This window comes from Streptomyces sp. NPDC051555 (genome assembly GCF_044454405.1).
GTDB lineage: Bacteria > Actinomycetota > Actinomycetes > Streptomycetales > Streptomycetaceae > Streptomyces.
Genome location: NZ_JBITDP010000015.1, coordinates 1 through 18,046 on the forward strand (window position 1 = coordinate 1; position 18,046 = coordinate 18,046).

The 18,046-nt window shown below is 70.3% G+C and carries 19 protein-coding genes and 1 tRNA gene; 15 read left to right on the forward strand and 5 right to left on the reverse strand.

All coding sequences use genetic code 11. The annotated features are described in order from the left end of the window. The first annotated feature begins 459 nt into the window (after positions 1 to 459). Positions 460 to 1,053 (forward strand): sugar transferase, encoded by a 594-nt coding sequence (locus ACIBEA_RS27135; protein WP_399265228.1) that lies wholly within the window; start codon positions 460 to 462, stop codon positions 1,051 to 1,053. Positions 1,054 to 1,182: 129 nt separating this feature from the next. Beyond that, positions 1,183 to 3,432, forward strand: a complete 2,250-nt coding sequence (locus ACIBEA_RS27140) for a (Fe-S)-binding protein (RefSeq protein WP_399265230.1) — start codon at positions 1,183 to 1,185, stop codon at positions 3,430 to 3,432. A gap of 226 nt (positions 3,433 to 3,658) precedes the next feature. Here the strand turns inward: ACIBEA_RS27140 and ACIBEA_RS27145 are convergent, their stop codons facing one another. Further along, the gene (locus tag ACIBEA_RS27145) at positions 3,659 to 4,693 is read right to left on the reverse strand and encodes a hypothetical protein (RefSeq protein ID WP_399265232.1); all 1,035 of its coding nucleotides are present in this window, start codon (positions 4,691 to 4,693) and stop codon (positions 3,659 to 3,661) included. A gap of 238 nt (positions 4,694 to 4,931) precedes the next feature. Between ACIBEA_RS27145 and ACIBEA_RS27150 the strand changes: the two genes are divergently transcribed. Continuing rightward, on the forward strand, positions 4,932 to 5,909 hold the full coding sequence (locus ACIBEA_RS27150) for a Yip1 family protein (protein WP_399265234.1): 978 nt from the start codon (positions 4,932 to 4,934) through the stop codon (positions 5,907 to 5,909). A 103-nt stretch (positions 5,910 to 6,012) separates the two neighbouring features. On the opposite strand, the gene ACIBEA_RS27155 is transcribed toward ACIBEA_RS27150, so the two are convergent. Together ACIBEA_RS27155 and dcd are read right to left on the reverse strand one after the other, a co-directional pair. After that, positions 6,013 to 6,510 carry a phosphoribosyltransferase gene (locus tag ACIBEA_RS27155; protein ID WP_354383399.1) on the reverse strand — a complete coding sequence of 166 codons (498 nt, stop codon included), beginning with the start codon at positions 6,508 to 6,510 and terminating at the stop codon, positions 6,013 to 6,015. Beyond that, entirely contained in the window at positions 6,507 to 7,094 is a 588-nt protein-coding gene (gene dcd, locus ACIBEA_RS27160; RefSeq protein WP_399265237.1) for a dCTP deaminase, read from the reverse strand. Before dcd ends, ACIBEA_RS27155 begins: the two co-directional genes overlap by 4 nt. 468 nt (positions 7,095 to 7,562) lie before the next feature. On the opposite strand from dcd, the gene ACIBEA_RS27165 reads away from it, so the two are divergent. The 3 genes from ACIBEA_RS27165 to ACIBEA_RS27175 all read left to right on the forward strand — a co-directional run bounded on the left by ACIBEA_RS27165 (position 7,563) and on the right by ACIBEA_RS27175 (position 9,039). Further along, positions 7,563 to 7,633: transfer RNA gene (locus tag ACIBEA_RS27165), tRNA-Gly, on the forward strand. Between the two features lie 217 nt (positions 7,634 to 7,850). Next, positions 7,851 to 8,615: an alpha/beta fold hydrolase gene (locus ACIBEA_RS27170; protein WP_399265239.1), complete on the forward strand. Its 765-nt coding sequence runs from the start codon at positions 7,851 to 7,853 to the stop codon at positions 8,613 to 8,615. Positions 8,616 to 8,826: 211 nt separating this feature from the next. Next, the gene (locus tag ACIBEA_RS27175; protein ID WP_399265240.1) at positions 8,827 to 9,039 is read left to right on the forward strand and encodes a hypothetical protein; all 213 of its coding nucleotides are present in this window, start codon (positions 8,827 to 8,829) and stop codon (positions 9,037 to 9,039) included. A 46-nt stretch (positions 9,040 to 9,085) separates the two neighbouring features. Here the strand turns inward: ACIBEA_RS27175 and ACIBEA_RS27180 are convergent, their stop codons facing one another. Both ACIBEA_RS27180 and ACIBEA_RS27185 read right to left on the reverse strand, forming a co-directional pair. Continuing rightward, positions 9,086 to 11,161 carry a SpoIIE family protein phosphatase gene (locus ACIBEA_RS27180; protein ID WP_399265242.1) on the reverse strand — a complete coding sequence of 692 codons (2,076 nt, stop codon included), beginning with the start codon at positions 11,159 to 11,161 and terminating at the stop codon, positions 9,086 to 9,088. 269 nt (positions 11,162 to 11,430) lie between these two features. Further along, positions 11,431 to 11,916: a DUF5994 family protein gene (locus ACIBEA_RS27185; protein WP_399265244.1), complete on the reverse strand. Its 486-nt coding sequence runs from the start codon at positions 11,914 to 11,916 to the stop codon at positions 11,431 to 11,433. A 304-nt stretch (positions 11,917 to 12,220) separates the two neighbouring features. Between ACIBEA_RS27185 and ACIBEA_RS27190 the strand changes: the two genes are divergently transcribed. The 9 genes from ACIBEA_RS27190 to ACIBEA_RS27230 all read left to right on the forward strand — a co-directional run bounded on the left by ACIBEA_RS27190 (position 12,221) and on the right by ACIBEA_RS27230 (position 17,899). Continuing rightward, a complete protein-coding gene (locus tag ACIBEA_RS27190) occupies positions 12,221 to 12,799 on the forward strand; it encodes a DUF5994 family protein (RefSeq protein ID WP_399265246.1) in 579 nt (192 codons plus the stop codon). 5 nt (positions 12,800 to 12,804) lie between these two features. Further along, complete coding sequence (locus ACIBEA_RS27195; RefSeq protein WP_399265248.1) at positions 12,805 to 12,993, forward strand: hypothetical protein; 189 nt, start codon at positions 12,805 to 12,807, stop codon at positions 12,991 to 12,993. Positions 12,994 to 13,085: 92 nt separating this feature from the next. Further along, positions 13,086 to 13,352, forward strand: a complete 267-nt coding sequence (locus ACIBEA_RS27200) for a hypothetical protein (protein WP_399265250.1) — start codon at positions 13,086 to 13,088, stop codon at positions 13,350 to 13,352. 49 nt (positions 13,353 to 13,401) lie between these two features. Beyond that, positions 13,402 to 13,674, forward strand: coding sequence for a hypothetical protein (locus tag ACIBEA_RS27205; protein ID WP_399265252.1), 273 nt, complete (start codon positions 13,402 to 13,404; stop codon positions 13,672 to 13,674). A gap of 474 nt (positions 13,675 to 14,148) precedes the next feature. Further along, positions 14,149 to 14,643: a MarR family winged helix-turn-helix transcriptional regulator gene (locus tag ACIBEA_RS27210; RefSeq protein ID WP_399265254.1), complete on the forward strand. Its 495-nt coding sequence runs from the start codon at positions 14,149 to 14,151 to the stop codon at positions 14,641 to 14,643. Beyond that, positions 14,640 to 15,083 (forward strand): MarR family transcriptional regulator, encoded by a 444-nt coding sequence (locus ACIBEA_RS27215; RefSeq protein ID WP_399265256.1) that lies wholly within the window; start codon positions 14,640 to 14,642, stop codon positions 15,081 to 15,083. Before ACIBEA_RS27210 ends, ACIBEA_RS27215 begins: the two co-directional genes overlap by 4 nt. 400 nt (positions 15,084 to 15,483) lie before the next feature. Next, positions 15,484 to 15,687, forward strand: a complete 204-nt coding sequence (locus ACIBEA_RS27220; RefSeq protein ID WP_020133169.1) for a cold-shock protein — start codon at positions 15,484 to 15,486, stop codon at positions 15,685 to 15,687. Positions 15,688 to 16,008: 321 nt separating this feature from the next. Further along, on the forward strand, positions 16,009 to 17,517 hold the full coding sequence (locus ACIBEA_RS27225; protein WP_399265258.1) for a DEAD/DEAH box helicase: 1,509 nt from the start codon (positions 16,009 to 16,011) through the stop codon (positions 17,515 to 17,517). 70 nt (positions 17,518 to 17,587) lie between these two features. Next, positions 17,588 to 17,899, forward strand: coding sequence for an SCO5918 family protein (locus ACIBEA_RS27230; protein WP_399265260.1), 312 nt, complete (start codon positions 17,588 to 17,590; stop codon positions 17,897 to 17,899). The last annotated feature ends 147 nt before the right edge of the window (positions 17,900 to 18,046 follow it).

The window sequence follows — 18,046 nt, forward strand, 5'->3', positions numbered from 1 at the left end:
GGGCGGGGGGGCGCGGGGGGGGGCGGGGGGGGGGGGGGGGGGGGGGGGGGGGGGGGGGGGGGCCGGGGGGGGGCCCGGGGGGGGGGGCGGGGGGGGGTGCGCTCAATCGCCGCGCGGGCTGATCCGGCCTCCGGCAGGCCCTCAAACGCCGGGCAGGCTGATTCGGCCGGCCCGGCCGCGCCACATCCAGCTCCACCGAGCCAGATCCGCCGGGCCGAGCCACATCCAGCCCCGCCGGCGTTTGAGGCGCGGGGTCCGGGGCGGAGCCCCGTGGGGGTGCGGGGCGCAGGCCCGCGGGGGCGAAGCGGGCCCCGCCGGGCCACATCCAGCCCCGCCGGCGTTTGAGGCGCGGGGTTCGGGGCGGAGGCCCGCGGCGGGGGCAGGGCCGAGCGGGGGACCCGACGGGGACCCCCCGCGCGCCCCCACCCCCCACCGGGAGCCGTACGGCACGGTGCCCCCATGCCGCTGCTGCCACCCCTCCCCCTCCCCGCCGCCCCACCGGCGAAACGGGTCGTCGACCTCCTCGGCGCGCTGCTCCTGCTGACCCTGCTGGCCCTCCCCCTGGGCGCGGTGGCCGCACTGCTGTACGCCGCCACCCCGCGCGCGGGCGCCTTCGTACGGGAGACCCGCGCCGGCCTCGGCGGCCGGACCTTCCGCACCTGGCGCTTCCGCACGGACGGCCGCCGACTCGGGGCCGCCCTGGACCGCTGGGCCCTGGACGGGCTCCCGCAGCTGCTGAACGTGGTCCGCGGCGAGATGTCACTGGTCGGCCCCCGTCCCCTCGCCCACGCGGAGCACCCCGAGCGGCTGCTCGTACGGCCCGGTATGACCGGCCTGTGGCAGGTGAGCGCGCGCTCGGACCTGCCCTGGGAGGAGATGGACCTGCTGGACCGGCACTACGTGGAGAACCACTGGCTCGGGATGGACCTGGCGATCCTGGCGCAGACCCCCCGCGCGGTGGTCCGCACGGCCGGCCCGAGGCCCCCGGCGAGCCCCCCGCCCGCACCCGCCACCGACCCCCGGACGGAGCCCGCGCCGCAAAGGGTGGCCTGAGCGACACAGATCACCGCACGCTCGGCTACATTGCGGCTCGGGGAATGGGTAATCTCAAGGCTTGACTGACTAAGTTACTGCTTAGTAAGTGCCCGAGTGCCCGCCCTGGCCCGCCCGAGGAGCCTTCCCATGCAACTCGCCGCGATCATCGTGTCGCTGGTCCTGACCGTGGTCGGCGTCGCGCTGCTCGCCCGAGCCGTGGCGCAGATCTACCGGTTCGTCAAGCTCGGCCAACCCCTACCGGCAGGCAGCCGCACGGACCGGCCGAAGGACCGCACGATCACCCTGATCAAGGAGTTCCTCGGCCACAGCCGGATGAACCGCTGGGGCATCGTCGGCTTCGCGCACTGGTTCGTCGCGATCGGCTTCCTGACCCTGCCCCCGACGCTCGCGCAGGCCTACGGCCAGCTCTTCCAGGCGGACTGGACGCTGCCGATCATCGGCGAGTTCCTGCCGTTCGAGCTGTACATCGAGTTCATCGGCGTGATGACGATCCTCGGCATCCTCGTGCTGATGGCCATCCGGCTGCTCAGCCTGCCCTCCCGGGCCGGCCGCAAGTCGCGCTTCGCGGGCTCGAAGGCCTGGCAGGCGTACTTCGTCGAGTACATCATCCTCACCATCGGCCTCGCGATCCTGACCCTGCGCGGGCTCGAAGGCGCGATCCACCAGGTCGACCACTACGAGCCGGCGTACTTCCTCTCGTACCCGCTGGTGCTGGCCTTCAAGGGCCTCTCGGTCGGCACCCTGCAGACGCTCATCTACCTCACCGCGATGATCAAGATCGGCACCTCGCTGATCTGGATGATCGTCGTCTCCCTCAACACCAACATGGGTGTCGCCTGGCACCGCTTCCTCGGCTTCCCGAACATCTGGTTCAAGCGGAACGCCGACGGCTCCACGGCGCTCGGCGCCCTCCTGCCGATGACGAGCGGCGGCAAGGAGATCGACTTCGAGGAGCCGGGCGAGGACGACGTCTTCGGCGTCTCCCAGGTCGAGCAGTTCTCCTGGAAGGGCATCCTCGACTTCTCCACCTGCACCGAGTGCGGCCGCTGCCAGTCGCAGTGCCCGGCCTGGAACACGGGCAAGCCCCTGTCCCCCAAGCTCCTGATCATGTCCCTGCGCGACCACGCGCACGCCAAGGCGCCGTACCTGCTCGCGGGCGGCGGCAAGGACATGGAGGGCAACGAGAAGGCGACCCCGGAGCAGCTGAAGGACGTACCGGCGGCCGCCCTGGCCGAGGCCGAGCGCCCGCTCATCGGCACCGCCGAGGAGAACGGCGTCATCGACCCGGACGTGCTGTGGTCCTGCACCAGCTGCGGCGCGTGCGTGGAGCAGTGCCCGGTCGACATCGAGCACATCGACCACATCGTGGACATGCGCCGCTACCAGGTCATGATCGAGAGCGCCTTCCCGAGCGAGGCCGGGACGATGCTCAAGAACCTGGAGAAGAAGGGCAACCCCTGGGGGCTGGCCAAGAAGCAGCGCGTCGAGTGGACGAAGGAGGTGGACTTCGACGTCCCGATCATCGGCAAGGACGCGGAGGACCTCTCCGAGTACGACTACCTCTACTGGGTCGGCTGCGCCGGCGCCCTGGAGGACCGGGCCAAGAAGACCACGAAGGCCTTCGCGGAGCTGCTGAACATGGCGGGCGTCAAGTTCGCGATCATGGGCGGCGACGAGAAGTGCACGGGTGACTCCCCGCGCCGTCTGGGCAACGAGCCGCTGTTCCAGCAGCTCGCCCAGGAGAACGTGGCCATGCTCAACATGGCCTTCGGTGAGGACGACGACGATCCGTCGACGAAGAAGCCGAAGTCGGCGAAGCGCATCGTCTCCACCTGCCCGCACTGCTTCAACACCATCGCGAACGAGTACCCGCAGCTGGGCGGCGAGTACGAGGTCATCCACCACACGCAGCTGCTCCAGCACCTGATCGACGAGGGCCGCCTCACCCCGGTCACCCCGGTCGACGGCCTGATCACCTACCACGACCCCTGCTACCTGGGCCGCCACAACAAGGTCTACACGCCGCCGCGCGAGATCATGTCGGCCGTGCCGGGCCTGCGCCAGCAGGAGATGCACCGCCACAAGGAGCGGGGCTTCTGCTGCGGCGCCGGTGGCGCGCGGATGTGGATGGAGGAGCGGATCGGCAAGCGCATCAACAACGAGCGCGTCGACGAGGCCCTGTCCCTCAACCCCGACATCGTCTCGACCGCGTGCCCGTTCTGCCTGGTCATGCTGACCGACTCGGTCAACGGCAAGAAGAACGACGGCCAGGCGAAGGAGTCGGTGCAGGTCGTCGACGTGGCGCAGCTGCTGCTGGAGTCCGTACGGATCCCCGCGGCGCCGGAGCCGGAGCCGGAGGCCGAGCCCGCGAGCTGACCCGCGGACCCGCACGCACATACGGCGGCGGGGGGGGGGGGCCGGGCCGGGGGGGCCCGGGGCCGGGGGGGGGGGGCCCCGCCGCGGGGCCGCGGGGGGGGCGGGCGCGGGGGGGGGGCGCCGCCGCGCGCCCCCGCGCCCCCCCCCCCCCATTCGGGGGGGGGGGCCCCCCCCCCCGGGGGGGGGGGGCCCCCCCCCGCCGCCGTATGTGCGCCCGCGGGCGGGCTCAGCGCTGCCGGTCGGCGCGGTTGCGGCGGAACATCGCGAAGCCGAGGCCCGCGGCGCCGATGGCGGCCATGCCACCGCCCGCGGCGACCAGGGCCGGGCCGCCCGCGTCGGCCTGCGAGGTGACGCCCTCGGCGCCCGCCTTCACGCCGCCCCTGGGCACGACCCGGTCGGACGTGCCCGGGTGCTTCTCCTGCTGCTGCGGCTTCTGCTCCGCCGTGTACTTCTCGATGAGCTTGCCGCCGAAGTCGTAGACCCAGCTGCTGCCGCCGTTCTTGCCGTCGATGACGACGAACTTCACGCGGTGGCCGTCCCGGACCAGCTTGTAGGTCCAGCCGTCCTTGACCTCGCTGGGGTTCTTGAGGTCGATGGAGCCGAGGAAGTCGCCGTTCGGCATGAACAGCTCGACGCGCTTGCCGTGCGGACCGTCGATCAGCTTCGCGATCCGCCCGTCGGGCATCGTGATCCGGACGGAGGTCTCCTTGCGGACCTCCTTCTTCTCGTCCTTCTTCTCGTCCTTCTTCTCGTCCTTCTTCTTGCCCTGGTCCTGGTCCTTGCCCTTGCCCTCGATCCAGGAGGTCACGGTGCCGTTCGGCTGGAGGACGACGTGCATGCCGTTGTGCTGGCCGTAGCCGGGCTTGCCGTCCTTGCTGACCAGCGTGGCCAGCTTGGTGGAGCCGGCGAAGACGTCGGCCTCGAAGTGCTGGTCGCCGATCTTGTAGACCTTGGCGACCGAGCCGTCGGCGAGCTTGACCGTGGTCACGAACGCGCGCAACGCGCCCTTGTCGGTGTTCTTGTCCGGGGTCGGCGTGACGGGCTTGTCGGGAGTCGGCGTGACGGGAGTCGGCGTGACGGGCTTTTCCGGGGTCGGGTCGGTGACCGGCTGCTCGACGCCGGGCAGGACCTCCGCGTCCGGGGCGGTCGGTGAGTCGGCGAAGGCCGCGCCCACCGGCAGGGCCAGGACGGCGACCGCCCCGGCGGTGACAGCGGCGGCGCGGAGGGTGTGGCGACGGGGGCTTCGGCGGGTGCTGCGCATGGGTCGGCTCTTCCTCGTGGACTTCGGGCGTCGGGCTACATCCGAAGCTACGGGGGACATATGTGCGTATTAGGTAGGCAATGTAACGAGCGCCCACAGAGTGCGACGCAGCCGTGTAAACCGGTCCTGGGGCCAGCCCCCCGGGGTTCCCCTAGGGGATGTCACAGGTCAGCCGCAAAGGCCCCCGGTTCCGGCCGGCCGCACACCGCCGGTCGCCGGACCAGGTACGTTCGGTCACGTGGCAGGATTCAGGATCGGACGTGGCAGGGACAACAACCGCGCTCCGCAACAACCCCCGCAGCAACAACAGCCGTACGGGCAGCAGCAACAGCCGCCGTACGGTCGGCAGCCGCATCCCCCGGCAGGACCGCCGCCACAGCAGCAGTGGCCGCAGCCGTCGCCCGGGGGCCACGGCGAGCCGGAGTACTTCGACCCCCGCTCGGGCGCCCCGGGCGGGCCTCCGTACGCGGGCGGCCAGGGCGGTCAGGGCGGTCAGGGCGGTCAGGGGCACGACGGCTACGGCGGTCAGGGCTACGGCGGCCAAGGCGGTCAGGGCGGGGGCTCGTACGCGGACAACCCCGGGTACACACAGGCCTTCGCCGTCGGCGAGGACCCGTACAACCAGGGCGGGACCTACCACGCGGGCGCGGCCCAGGCCCCTCTCGGGCCGACCGGTCCGCGACTGGGGTGGAAGGACCTGCTGCGGGGCATCGTCATGCAGCCCGGCCCGACCTTCCTCCAGATGCGGGACTACCCCGTCTGGGGTCCGGCGCTGATCGTGACCTTCCTGTACGGCCTGCTCGCGGTCTTCGGCTTCGACAAGGCCCGCAAGGACGTCATCAGCGCGACGCTGGCCAATGCCGTCCCGATCGTCCTCACCTCGGCCGTGGCCTTCGTCCTCTGCGGCCTGATCCTGGGCGCGGTCACGCACACCCTGGCCCGCCAGCTCGGCGGCGACGGCGCGTGGCAGCCGACGATCGGCCTGTCGATGCTGGTCATGTCCGTCACGGACGCCCCGCGCCTGCTGTTCGCCCTGTTCCTGGGCGGCGACAACGTCCTCGTGCAGGTGCTCGGCTGGGCCACCTGGGTGATCGCCGGAGCCCTCTTCACCTCGATGATCAGCAAGTCGCACGACCTGCCGTGGCCGAAGGCCCTCGGCGCGTCCGCGATCCAGCTGATCGCCCTGCTCTCGATCATCAAGCTGGGCACCATCTAGGCGGCCTCTGCCGCCCGGCACCCCGCGCACGCGCGGGAACCCAGGAGGGGCCCGTACGCACTGCGTACGGGCCCCTCCTGTCACGTCTCACGTCTGCGCACGCCTAGGCGTCGAGGACCTGGCCCTCGCGCTTCACGACGGGCGGTTCGACCGACCAGGGGAAGTTGATCCACTCGTCGGTCTTCTTCCACACGTACTCGCACTTCACGAGCGAGTGCGACTTCTCGTAGATGACCGCGGAGCGGACCTCGGCGACGTGGTCGAGGCAGAAGTCGTGCACCAGCTTGAGCGTCTTGCCGGTGTCGGCGACGTCGTCGGTGATCAGCACCTTCTTGTTCGTGAAGTCGATCGCCTCGGGCACGGGCGCCAGCATGACGGGCATTTCCAGCGTGGTGCCGACGCCGGTGTAGAACTCGACGTTCACGAGGTGGATGTTCTTGCAGTCCAGCGCGTACGCCAGCCCGCCCGCCACGAAGACGCCGCCGCGCGCGATGCTGAGGATGACGTCCGGCTCGTAACCGTCGTCGGCGATGGTCTGCGCCAGCTCGCGGACGGCGCGGCCGAACCGCTCGTAGTCGAGGTTCTCGCGTACTTCGCTCATGCCTGGTGCCTCACCTGGGTGCGGTGGAAGTTCTGGAAGGACCGCGACGCCGTCGGTCCGCGCTGCCCCTGGTAGCGCGAGCCGTAGCGCTCGCTGCCGTACGGGAACTCGGCGGGCGAGCTGAGCCGGAACAGGCACAGCTGCCCGATCTTCATGCCGGGCCAGAGCTTGATGGGCAGGGTGGCGAGGTTCGACAGCTCCAGCGTGACGTGCCCGGAGAACCCGGGGTCGATGAAGCCGGCGGTCGAATGCGTCACCAGCCCCAGGCGGCCCAGGCTGGACTTCCCCTCCAGTCGGGAGGCGATGTCATCGGGGAGCGAGATGACCTCGTACGTCGAGGCGAGCACGAACTCGCCCGGGTGGAGGATGAACGCCTCGTCGCCGTCGGGCTCGACCATCCGGGTCAGGTCCGACTGCTCGGTGGCGGGGTCGATGTGCGCATAACGGTGGTTCTCGAACACCCGGAAGAACCGGTCGAGCCGCACGTCGATGCTGGAGGGCTGCACCATCGAATCCTCGAACGGGTCGATGCGAACCCGTCCGCTGTCGATCTCGGCACGGATGTCTTTGTCGGAGAGAAGCACGTCCCGAGGATACGCAGAGCGCGCGGGCCACCCCCAATCGAGTGCGCCCGCGCGCGTCCGTCCGCTCCTACCGCTCCCGCTACCGCTTCGGCGAACCGACGGGCACCGCGTGCCGCAGTCGCGCGCACCGCGGACACCGGATGAGCCGCCCCGGACCGATCCGACCGGCCCCGAGATGCTGCATCGGGAACGTAGCGGTGCTGAATACATGCCCTTCGGCACAACGGACGACGGTGTGCTCCATCGAGTCCCTTTCCCCAACGAGCCGTGCTGCGACGAATCGCCACATTAGGGGATGAACAAGACCCACTCCAGTCGCCGCTCCGCACCCCTAAGGTACGCCCCAACTCCCGCCCCCACAGCCGCCGGTACCCCCGATGCGCCCCACCCCCACCAGGCTGAATTCACCGACAAGGGATCATGGGGTACAGTGTGCAACGATGCGGAACCCAGTAATTGGCCCGCTGTGCGGATGTAGTTTAATGGTAGAACATGAGCTTCCCAAGCTTATAGCGCGGGTTCGATTCCCGTCATCCGCTCTTCCAAGAAGGCCCAGGTCACCGACCTGGGCCTTCTTCGTTGGCCGCGGAGTACATTTCGCCAGCAACTCTTTCCCTCCCCCGCCGAGTTCAGCTCGCCAGCGAACGCCCGCTCCACCGGGTGTGTCGCGTTGCCCCGGCCCGGCGGAGATCGCGAGACTTGATCGCCGGTGACCGCCGGCCTCCGTGCACGGCCATCTCACGATCAGGGGATGTTGTGACAGGACAGGTCATTCCGCACGACGTGCTGGGCAGCGGTTCCGAACGAGCCCTGCTGCTCCACAACTGGTTCGGCGACCGGTCGAGCTTCGACCCGATGCGCGAGCACGTGAACGGGGACGCCTTCACCTACGCGTTCCTGGACTGCCGCGGGTACGGCGAGGCGATCGACACCGACGGCGCGTTCACGATGGAGGAGATCGCCGAGGACGCCCTCGCCGTGGCCGACCACCTGGGCTGGGAGTCCTTCTCGGTCATCGGCCACTCCATGGGTGGCAAGGCGGCCCAGCTGATGCAGCTGAACGCCCCGTCGCGGATCCGCTCGATCATCGGCATCTCGGCGGTGCCCGCGTCCGGGTTCCCGCTCGGAGGGGAGATGTGGGAGCTGTTCGCCGGCGCCGCGCAGAATCCGGGCAACCGCCGGGCGATCATCGACCACACCACCGGCGGGCTGCACGACGACGCCTGGCTGGACGCCATGGTCAGCCGCTCCGTGGAGCGTTCCTCGGCAACGGCCTTCCGCGCCTACCTGGACTCCTGGGCGCGCGCCGACTTCCACGAGCGGGTGCAGGACAATCCGACCCCGGTACTCCTCCTCGCCGGGGCCGCCGACCCCGCGCTCGGCCCCGAGGCCATCCGGGCCACGTGGATGCAGTGGTACCCGAACGCCGAGCTCCAGGTACTCCCGAACACGGGCCACTACGCCCCGGAGGAATCCCCCGAGGCCGTCGCCGCGGCGGTCGAGCAGTACCTCCGCCGCTGAGGCTTCGGGATCAGCCTGCGGCGGCGTCGTAGCCCGCGCCTACGGACCTGCGTACTGCGTACCCGCGTACCTGGCAGGAGGTCGCGGGCAGCTCGGTCGCGACATCACCCGTGTGCCCCGCTTCGTGGGCGACATGATGCAGACCGTCACTGTGCGTGTCAGCGTGATCCGAGAGGAATCCGTACCCCACGCATCAAGAGGAGTCGCCGTCATGGGCGGTAGGCAGGACAAGCGCAAGGAGCCGGGCAAGGGCAGCGAGGCGCAGGAGCACCGTCGGGCCGGAGACCCCGCGCACCCCCAGCCGGGCAGGACGTCCCGCGAGCAGGGACAGAAGCAGGGGAAGAAGCAGGGCGAGGAGGAGACCTCGCGTCGCCGCGAGGACGACCTGCTGCGCGAAGAAGACCTGCACGACGAGACGCTCTGACCAGAGCACCCCTCGTCCACACACCCAGAGCCCGGCCGCGGGAGTATCAGTGCTGGACCCGGGCGATGAGCAGGGCGACGTCGTCGTGGTCGCCGGGGTGGCGCAGTGCGTGGAGGAGCATGTCGCAGGTCTCCTCCAGGGATCGCGGCGGCTTTGCGAGGAGGGCAAGGAGAGCGTTCAGGCGCTCGTCGATGGCCTGGTCGCGGGTTTCGACCAGGCCATCGGTATAGAGGACCAGTTGGTCGCCCGGGTGCAGATCGATCGTGGTGGTGTCGAAGGGGACGTCCCCGACGCCGAGGGGGGCGCCGGTGGGCAGTTCGAGCAGTTCGGGCGGCCGTCCGGGGCGCATCAACACAGGGGGCATGTGCCCGGCGTTGGAGATGAGGCATCGGGTGTGGCTGGGGTCGCAGACGGCGTAGATGCAGGTGGTGATGGTCTGCCCCATGCGGTCGGTGATGCGGTCGAGATGGCGCAGTACCTGGGCGGGGTCGAGGTCGAGTTCGGCCAATGTGCGGGTGGCGGTGCGGAGCTGGCCCATCGTTGCGGCGGCGCTGATGCCGCTGCCCATGACGTCGCCGACGACGAGGGCGGTCTTGTCGCCCGTCAGGGGGATGACGTCGAACCAGTCGCCGCCGACCTCGTCCGCCGCTTGGGCGGGCTGATATCGGTAGGCGATCTCCAGGCCGAGCGGGTCCGGTGGCTCCTGAGGGAGGAGGCTGCGCTGGAGGGTGAGGGCGGTGTTGCGTGCCTGCTGGTACCAGCGGGCGTTGTCGATGCACACGGCGGCGCGCGCGGCCAGCTCGCCGGCCAGGACCTCGTCGTCGGCGGTGAACGGTTCCGGATTGCGCAGGCGCTTGAGGTCGAGGGCGCCGAGGACTTCGCCGCGGGCGATCAGCGGCACGGCCAGGTAGGAGTGGAGTCCCGCGGCGGCCAGAATGCCGGCGGCTTCGGGACTGCGGGCGATGAGGATCAGGTCATCGGCGTCCACGTGGGGCACGCGTACCGCGCGGCCGGTGTTCACGCACCGGGTGACCAGCCGGTCGGCGTCATAGCGGGCCACCTCACCCGGCGGATCGGCCGCATCCACCGCGTCCGTGGGGTACGCGGCAGCCACGGCCAGGGCCCTGAACACCGCTGACCCTTCGTGTACGGAAACGGCCGCACGGCTGTGCAGGATGCTGTCGAGCACGTCCACCGCGGCCACGTCGGCCAGTTCCGGCACTGAGACCTCGGCGAGTTCGCGCGCGGTCTGGTCAAGGTCGAGCGTGGTCCCGATGTGCATGGACGCCTCGGCTACGAGCGCGAGGCGCTGCCGGGCCCCGGCTGCCTCGGCCGTGGCGCGATGCCGCTCACTCACGTCGACGACGGAGGTCGCGACGCCGAGCACCTTCCCGTTGGAAGACTCCAACCGGTAGAAGGACACCGACCACACGTGCTCTCGGTCCGGGTCGGCCGGGGTGCGCCCCGTGGACTCACGGTCAAGGATCGGGATTCCGTCGGCCAGAACCTCACGCATCGCGGACTCGATGGCCCCGGCGTCCAGAAAGGGCAATGCCTCTCGGACGTTCCGGCCGACGTGCTCGGCGGCCGGAAGGCCGTTGATGCGTTCCAGCGCCGGATTGACGGTCACGTACCGCAGATCGGTGTCCACCACCGCCAGCCCGATCGGAGACTGCGAAATCAGCCGAGTGGACAGCGCCAGATCCCGCTCCACCCGCCGCAACGTCACCTGGTCGGTGGCCAGGCCCAGGGCATAGACGCCTTTCCGGCCGTCCTCCAGCCGCATGTTCCGGAACTCCACCAGCCGAGTGCCGCCATCCTTGTGCCGCACGGGAAAGACGCCCGCCCAGCTCGCCCCGCCCGCCATGACCCGCGCGAACAGGTCGACCACCAGCTCCAGGTGCTGCTCGTGGACCAGCAGCCGGCCCGCGAACCGGCCGAGAGCCTCATCCGAGGAGTATCCGAACAGTTCCTCGGCCTGCGGGCTCCACAGCGTGATCCGGCCGTTCGCGTCGAGGACCACAGCCGCGACCTTCAGAACATCCAGTAGTCCCCCCGGCTCGGGGGAATCACCATCCGATGGCTGGCCGGGGTAGGCCGGGAAGGATTCGGTCGCGCGCATCCCGGGACTCCTTCCACCCGCTGCCCGGGCCTGGCGTCCCGGGCAGACTCCTGCCCGCGCCACTGTCGGCCGCAACTCCCGGCGCCTCCCATCCTCCCTCCCCCACAGCCGACCCCGCACCTCTGCACGAGCAACGAGGCGGCCGGTGGTCGGCCGCCAGAAACACCACGATGCCGCTTGTCAGAAGGAAGAACAGGCCGTCCAGCCCAGAGGGACGGCGCCCTTCCTGGTCTCAGTTCGCTTCAGCCTGCCGTCACGCCACTCCCGGGCTACGCGTCCGCAGGGTCGGGTGTGGGGGCGATGAGGATCTGGGCGGCCTGGGTGATGTTGTCGGCGCGGACCGCGCGGGCCATCGCTTCGCGAGCGGCATCGGCGGTGGTGTCCGGGGGGACCACCAGCAGGGCGAAGTGGTCGTTGTGGCCGCGGGTGATGAGCACGGTGTCGTCGCCGACCGGGTCGGAGTCGAGGCGCACGACCTGGTCGTCGATGACCAGGCGGGTCGGGATGTCCTGCCAGGCAGTGGCGTCCAGGCCGACCCTCGTGATGGGCCCGAGGTGCCCGGTCAGTGCCGTGATCAGGGCGGGCAGCTCGGTCGCGACGTCTCGGGAGCGCGGCCACCAGGCGCCGTCGAGCACCCCTTGGCGGGACTGTGTCGTCTCCAGCCGGAGCAGGGCGGTGCCGGGCTTGACGGCTTGGTGGATCGCGTCCGGGAGGAGCTTCAGAGGGACGGGGACGGGGGTGTCGGATGCGGCCATGACGAGTTCGCCTGTCTCGCGGTACGGCGACGCCCCTCCGACGGCCGCAGCGACGTCGAAAAGGCTGTTGAGCGGGGAAATACCCCCGTCCTTTGACGGTACTCCGCTCGCCCCCGCAGTGACGCCATTCACCAACCTCATCGCCGCTGCCGGAAAATACCTGGTCAGAACCGGCTAACGGGACCTCGGACCGGAGTACGGTGGAGAGACCGGGAGTATTTCGCACACCCGCCACACGCGGACGTCGTTTCCGGCGATCACTGCACCGGGCCGTTCGCGAACGGCCCGGGGACGGGTCCGCGACATGACTACGACCCTTGCCCACGCTGAATCCCGCGTGGTTGCTCCCCTCGCCCCGGCACGCCTGTCCCTCACGCCGAAGACCGCTCTCGTCGGTCGGCTGGACGGTGCCTGGTGGCCCCGTTCCCGTGACCTCGAAACCGAGCTACCCGCGCTGGTCGCCGCCCTGGCAGAGCCCTGGGGGCGCATCACCCGCGTCACGGTGAACCCCACCCGCTGGCCCGTCATCCCGCACACGATTCCCGTGACCGGACAGCAGACGCTGCACGTGGGCTGGTTCACCGAACAGGACCCCGACAAGCTGATCCTGCTCTCCTACACCGTCGGCCGCTGGGACCTCCTCGTCGTCCCGCCCGAGACCGAGCCCGCCGCCGCGGCCCGGCTGATGTTCGCCGCCGCGATCCCCGGCAGCCTCCTCACCGCGAGCGTCCTGATGACGAACGAAGCCGCCATCGGGCGCGGCATCCGCGACGCCCAGCGCCAGGAATCCGGCTGGGAGAGCGAAGGCGGGGCCTGCATGTCCCCCTTCGGGGATCCGATCGACCGACGCGCCCTCCCGCTGCCCGGAAACGGCTGGAGGTGAGCTCCGTGCAGACCATCGTCCTGATCGCGGTGATCATCCTCATGACCGGCATCGGCATGCGCCTGATCCACCTGCTCAATGCCCAGCACACCGCGCGGATCGCAGCCCACCACTTCAGCGAGCCCCTACCGAGACCTCCCGGTCTACCGGACGGCACCAGTCGTCGAGCCCATCGCGCGGATGCCGACCGGTGAGGAACGCGCCTTCCTCCTGACCGGGGCCGTCGGGTGGGCGCCCCGCGCCCACCCGCCGAATCCTCCGCCCACTACGAAGGGAACACGCCCACGTGAAGTACATAGAGACCCAGGCACTGCCGTCGCTCGGACACGCCGAGGTCCGGATCATCGCGCACACACCCGAAGCCGCCCGAGCAGTCGCAGAAGCACTGCGCGACTGCTTCGCCGGCGCGGAACAGCGCAGCTACCCCGCCCTCGACGGCAACACCCGCCTGCACCTCACCGTGGACACGGCAACACCCGCCGGCCCCGCCCGCACCTGGCTGGCCGCCAGCCGGACCCCCGTCGGCACCGGCGCCCACTCCGACGAGACCTGAGACCCCTACGGACCCCGGAGTCCACCCCCACACACGAAAGGACGCGGTCATGGCCACACTGCGCGAACGCAAGACCTACCGCGACCAGGTGCTCCGGGTCCTGTACGAAGCCGTCGAAGGCAACCGCCTCCTCGGCATCACCGGAGCACAGCTACGGCGCGACCTCCACGTACCGGAACAGGACCTGGCCGCCGCCTGCACCTACCTGGCGGGCGAAGGCCTGATCAACGTCGATTGGGAACCAGGCAACACCCCGGCGATGGTCACCCTCACCCACGAAGGAATCCGCCGCATGGAGTCCGAAGAGGAAGAGCACGGCTGAACCCCTCGCACACGTGAAGAGGGTCTGGCGCCTCGGTACGGGAACTTCAGGTCCGCGTCCCCCTAACAGCCGGAAGGTTCCACGGCGTCAAGCCGACGGATACGTGCCCCATCCGTGCCCTTCGGAGGGGTGAACGGTCACCACGGGGCAGGACGGACCCTCGCCACAGGTCGCCCATCAGGGTGTTTGCGCAGCTCAGAGGCCATGCAGATGCGCTGCGCGCCATAGATTCCCAAGCTTATAGCGCGGGTTCGATTCCCGTCATCCGCTCCATAACGAAGCCCCAGGTCAGCGACCTGGGGCTTTTTCGTTGCCCGGACCTCTCAGGGCCTACCTGCCCTTCGCGCACCACAACTTCCCCCATGGGGCGCCGGGTTGAGGCCCGGGCACTACTCGATGTCGAGTGACTACAGGCCCGCTGCCGCTCCGTCAAAATAGTAGCCATGGACATAGTAGCCATGTACTGTATTTGCCATGAGCAAGGTTCCGCTGGGCCCCACGCCCGGTTTTCTGGTGTGGCGGCTCGCCAACAAGTGGCGCGTCGCGGTCGATCGCGCGGTGGCTCCGCTGGGTCTCACCCACGCGCAGTACTCACTGGTCGCGTCGCTGCACGGCATGCAGCGCGCCGGTGAGCGGCCCAGTCAGCGCCGACTCGCCGACCACACCGGCCTGGAGGCGCTGTACGTCTCGAAGCTGGCGCGCGCCCTGGAGTCGGCCGGCCTGATCGAGCGCACCCGCGATCCCCGCGACCCGCGCGCCGTACAACTCGCCCTCACCGAGCAGGGCCGGGCCGTCACGCGGCAGGCCATGGTGGTCGTGCAGGAATTGCATCAGCAGTTGCTGGAGCCGCTCGGCGGCCTCGACGCCCCGCGGACGCGCGCGTTCACCGACGAGCTGGCGACCCTGCTCGACGTGCCTTTCGCTCCATCCGTACCGAACGACGAGAGCACCAAGGGGACATCACCATGACCACCACCGCACCCCTCGCCGACGCCCGCGCCCTCGGCCTGGCCCACTACGCCGCCCGCGGCGTCCTGGAGCACGTCCTGGCCCGGCACGGCGTCACCTTCCAGCAGCAGGTCGTCCTGCGCGCCGCCGTCACCGCCGACACCCCCCAGACTCCGGACGATCTCATCACCCAGGTCCGGAGCTCCCTCAAGGCCGATCCGGCCGACATCCGCGCCACTCTCGACGAACTGCTGGCCAAGCGACTGCTCGTCGCGGACGGCGCACACCTTCGCCCCACGGATGCGGGGCGCGAGCTGCTCGCCGCCGCCGTCGCGGAGACCGCCCCCATCGGCGCCCGCGTCTGGGGCGGGATACCCGCCGAGGACCTGGCCGCCGCCGGCCGCGTCCTGGCCCTGGTCACCGAGCGCGCCGACGCGGAACTTGCGGCCCTGACCGCCTGACGCCCGCCTCCTCAGCCGGCTCGACTCCCTGAAGGCTCCGCGCCGGCGCACCACCCCCGTACGCGCGGGCACGCGGCGCCCCGCCGAGCACGCAAAAACACTACGCTCGGGGCGAATCAATATCTATCACCGCGGCCTAAGGATTTAATGCACCCAGTGGGGAGAGTTTCTACCGCAGCACCGCCGACGGAAGTATTCAACACGCACGAGCCACCGCGGCGTGCTACTGTCGATCTCGGTTGCAGTTTTGGTACCCAAGAACTTCAAGCGCCTCCAGCCGGAATTCATTCCACATGGAAGCGCTTTGTATTTCCCGGTCATTTTCCGGGCGGGGCATCATCGCGGCGACACGGCGTCCGCACAGTGCAGACGCTGCTGTATTGCCCCAAAGGAGATTGACATGGCTGCTGGTACCGTGAAGTGGTTCAACGCGGAAAAGGGTTTTGGCTTCATCGAGCAGGACGGTGGCGGCCCTGACGTGTTCGCCCACTACTCGAACATCGCCGCCCAGGGCTTCCGCGAGCTCCAGGAAGGCCAGAAGGTCACCTTCGACATCGCGCAGGGCCAGAAGGGCCCGACGGCCGAGAACATCGTTCCCGCCTAAGCGCTGACACGCGTTCTGCAGCTGGGGCCCGCATCCCTCGGGGTGTGGGCCCCAGCTGCATGCATTTCCCGCGGTGCGTTCACCCGCGGCATTGAGCATGAGAACACTCGACCGACCGGCCCGCTCCGGGCTGCATCCGAGTCGATTTATTTGTTTTTCGCGTCCACTTGACGCCACCTCATTCCAGCGCCTGAGCCCGTACAGATTATCTGTCCGCCAGATCCGCTTTTGTATTCTATTTCGGCCCGTTCTCGCAATTCCCTGCGCGGCTCCTACGCTGCGGGAATTCCTTGATACGTGCCGTATCAAGGAAGGTTCCGCATGAACCCCACGCGTACGAACAACCGCTCCTCCCGCGGCCGCACCGGCGGCCCCGCTTTCGGTAACGGCGCCGGTTCCGGCCGGGGCAGCCGCTTCGGCTCTTCGCCCCAGAGCCGCTCCGGAGCCCCGAGCCGCTCGGGCGGATACGGCCGCCGGCCCGCCGCGATCCAGGGCGAGTTCGCACCGCCGAAGACGATCACCCCCGCGCTGCCCGCCGTCGAGGCCTTCGGCGACCTCGACATGCCGGCCCAGCTGCTCGCCACGCTCACCCGTGAGGGCGTGACCACGCCGTTCCCGATCCAGGCCGCCACGCTGCCCAACACCCTCGCGGGCCGTGACGTCCTCGGCCGTGGCCGCACCGGCTCGGGCAAGACCCTCGCTTTCGGCCTCGCCCTGCTGGCCCGTACGGCCGGCCAGAGCGCCGAGTCGGGTCAGCCGCTCGCGCTGATCCTCGTACCGACGCGTGAGCTCGCCCAGCAGGTCACCGCCGCCCTCACCCCCTACGCCCGGGCGGTCAAGCTGCGCCTGGCCACCGTGGTCGGCGGCATGCCCATCTACCGCCAGGCCGCCGCACTGCGCGCCGGTGCCGAAGTGGTCGTCGCCACGCCCGGCCGCCTCAAGGACCTCATCGACCGTGGTGACTGCCGGTTGAACCAGGTCGCGATCAGCGTCCTCGACGAGGCCGACCAGATGGCCGACATGGGCTTCATGCCGCAGGTCACCGCCCTGCTCGACCAGGTGCGTCCCGAGGGTCAGCGGATGCTGTTCTCCGCCACCCTCGACCGCAACGTCGACCTGCTGGTCCGCCGCTACCTGACCGACCCCGTCGTGCACTCGGTCGACCCTTCGGCCGGCGCCGTCACCACGATGGAACACCACGTCCTGCACGTCCACGGCGCCGACAAGCAGCGGACGACGACGGAGATCGCGGCCCGCGACGGCCGGGTGATCATGTTCCTGGACACCAAGCACGCCGTGGACCGCCTCACCCAGGACCTTCTCGACAACGGGGTCCGCGCCGCGGCCCTGCACGGCGGGAAGTCCCAGCCGCAGCGCACCCGGACCCTGGCCCAGTTCAAGACCGGCCACGTCACCGTCCTGGTCGCCACCAACGTCGCGGCCCGCGGCATCCACGTCGACAACCTGGACCTCGTCGTGAACGTCGACCCGCCGACCGACCCGAAGGACTACCTGCACCGCGGCGGCCGCACCGCCCGCGCCGGTGAGTCCGGCAGCGTCGTCACCCTCGTCACCCCCAACCAGCGCCGCGAGATGGCCCGCCTGATGGCGGCCGCGGGCATCACCCCGCAGACCACCCAGGTCCGCTCGGGAGACGAGGCCCTGAACCGCATCACCGGCGCCCAGGCACCCTCCGGCATCCCTGTCACCATCACCGCACCGGTGTCCGAGCGGCCCAAGCGCAGCACGGCCTCCCGCGGCCGGCGCGGGCCCGCCTCGGCCGCCCGGCGCGCCAGCGTACGGCGGACCGCCTTCGACGCGGCGGCCTGAGTCCTCGCCCCTGCAGGCTGAACAGCCGCACCGCCGCACGATCGTCCCCTACGTCTCCCTGTGAGGAACCATGCGCTGCGTCATCGCCCGCTTCCCGTTCGACCTCACCAAGAACGGTGTCCTGGAGTCGATGAAGGGAGTCAAGCCCGAGCCGGTCATCGACCAGTCCGTGATCATCGGCCGCCGTACCTACCCGGTCAAGCAGGTCGGCCAGGTCATCACCCGCCAGGACCGACGGGACTTCAGCGCCGCTGAAGTCGTCCGGGCGATGACCCAGCTCGGATTCACCTGCCGCGACCTCCCCCGGGCCGCCGCGCCCTCGCGCGTGCTCAGCCCGGTCCAGCAGGCTTCCGCGGCGCTCGGTACCCCGATGACCGTCTGACGGGCAGGACCGGCGCGAGCCGGCATCCGGACAGGGGGGAGGGGGGGGGGGGGGCCGGGGGGGGGGCGGGGCCGCCCCCGCCCCCCCCCCCGCCCCCCCCCCGCGGGCCTGGCACCCCACCCCCCCCCCCCGCCCAGACCACGCCAC

Coding starts and splice junctions, on each gene's coding strand:
- ACIBEA_RS27135 (WP_399265228.1), top strand. CDS start 460: ATGCCGCTGCTGCCACCCCTCCCCCTCCCCGCCGCCCCACCGGCGAAA.
- ACIBEA_RS27140 (WP_399265230.1), top strand. CDS start 1,183: ATGCAACTCGCCGCGATCATCGTGTCGCTGGTCCTGACCGTGGTCGGC.
- ACIBEA_RS27145 (WP_399265232.1), bottom strand. CDS start 4,693: ATGCGCAGCACCCGCCGAAGCCCCCGTCGCCACACCCTCCGCGCCGCC.
- ACIBEA_RS27155 (WP_354383399.1), bottom strand. CDS start 6,510: ATGAGCGAAGTACGCGAGAACCTCGACTACGAGCGGTTCGGCCGCGCC.
- ACIBEA_RS27175 (WP_399265240.1), top strand. CDS start 8,827: ATGGGCGGTAGGCAGGACAAGCGCAAGGAGCCGGGCAAGGGCAGCGAG.
- ACIBEA_RS27180 (WP_399265242.1), bottom strand. CDS start 11,161: ATGCGCGCGACCGAATCCTTCCCGGCCTACCCCGGCCAGCCATCGGAT.
- ACIBEA_RS27185 (WP_399265244.1), bottom strand. CDS start 11,916: ATGGCCGCATCCGACACCCCCGTCCCCGTCCCTCTGAAGCTCCTCCCG.
- ACIBEA_RS27190 (WP_399265246.1), top strand. CDS start 12,221: ATGACTACGACCCTTGCCCACGCTGAATCCCGCGTGGTTGCTCCCCTC.
- ACIBEA_RS27205 (WP_399265252.1), top strand. CDS start 13,402: ATGGCCACACTGCGCGAACGCAAGACCTACCGCGACCAGGTGCTCCGG.
- ACIBEA_RS27210 (WP_399265254.1), top strand. CDS start 14,149: ATGAGCAAGGTTCCGCTGGGCCCCACGCCCGGTTTTCTGGTGTGGCGG.
- ACIBEA_RS27215 (WP_399265256.1), top strand. CDS start 14,640: ATGACCACCACCGCACCCCTCGCCGACGCCCGCGCCCTCGGCCTGGCC.
- ACIBEA_RS27220 (WP_020133169.1), top strand. CDS start 15,484: ATGGCTGCTGGTACCGTGAAGTGGTTCAACGCGGAAAAGGGTTTTGGC.
- ACIBEA_RS27225 (WP_399265258.1), top strand. CDS start 16,009: ATGAACCCCACGCGTACGAACAACCGCTCCTCCCGCGGCCGCACCGGC.
- ACIBEA_RS27230 (WP_399265260.1), top strand. CDS start 17,588: ATGCGCTGCGTCATCGCCCGCTTCCCGTTCGACCTCACCAAGAACGGT.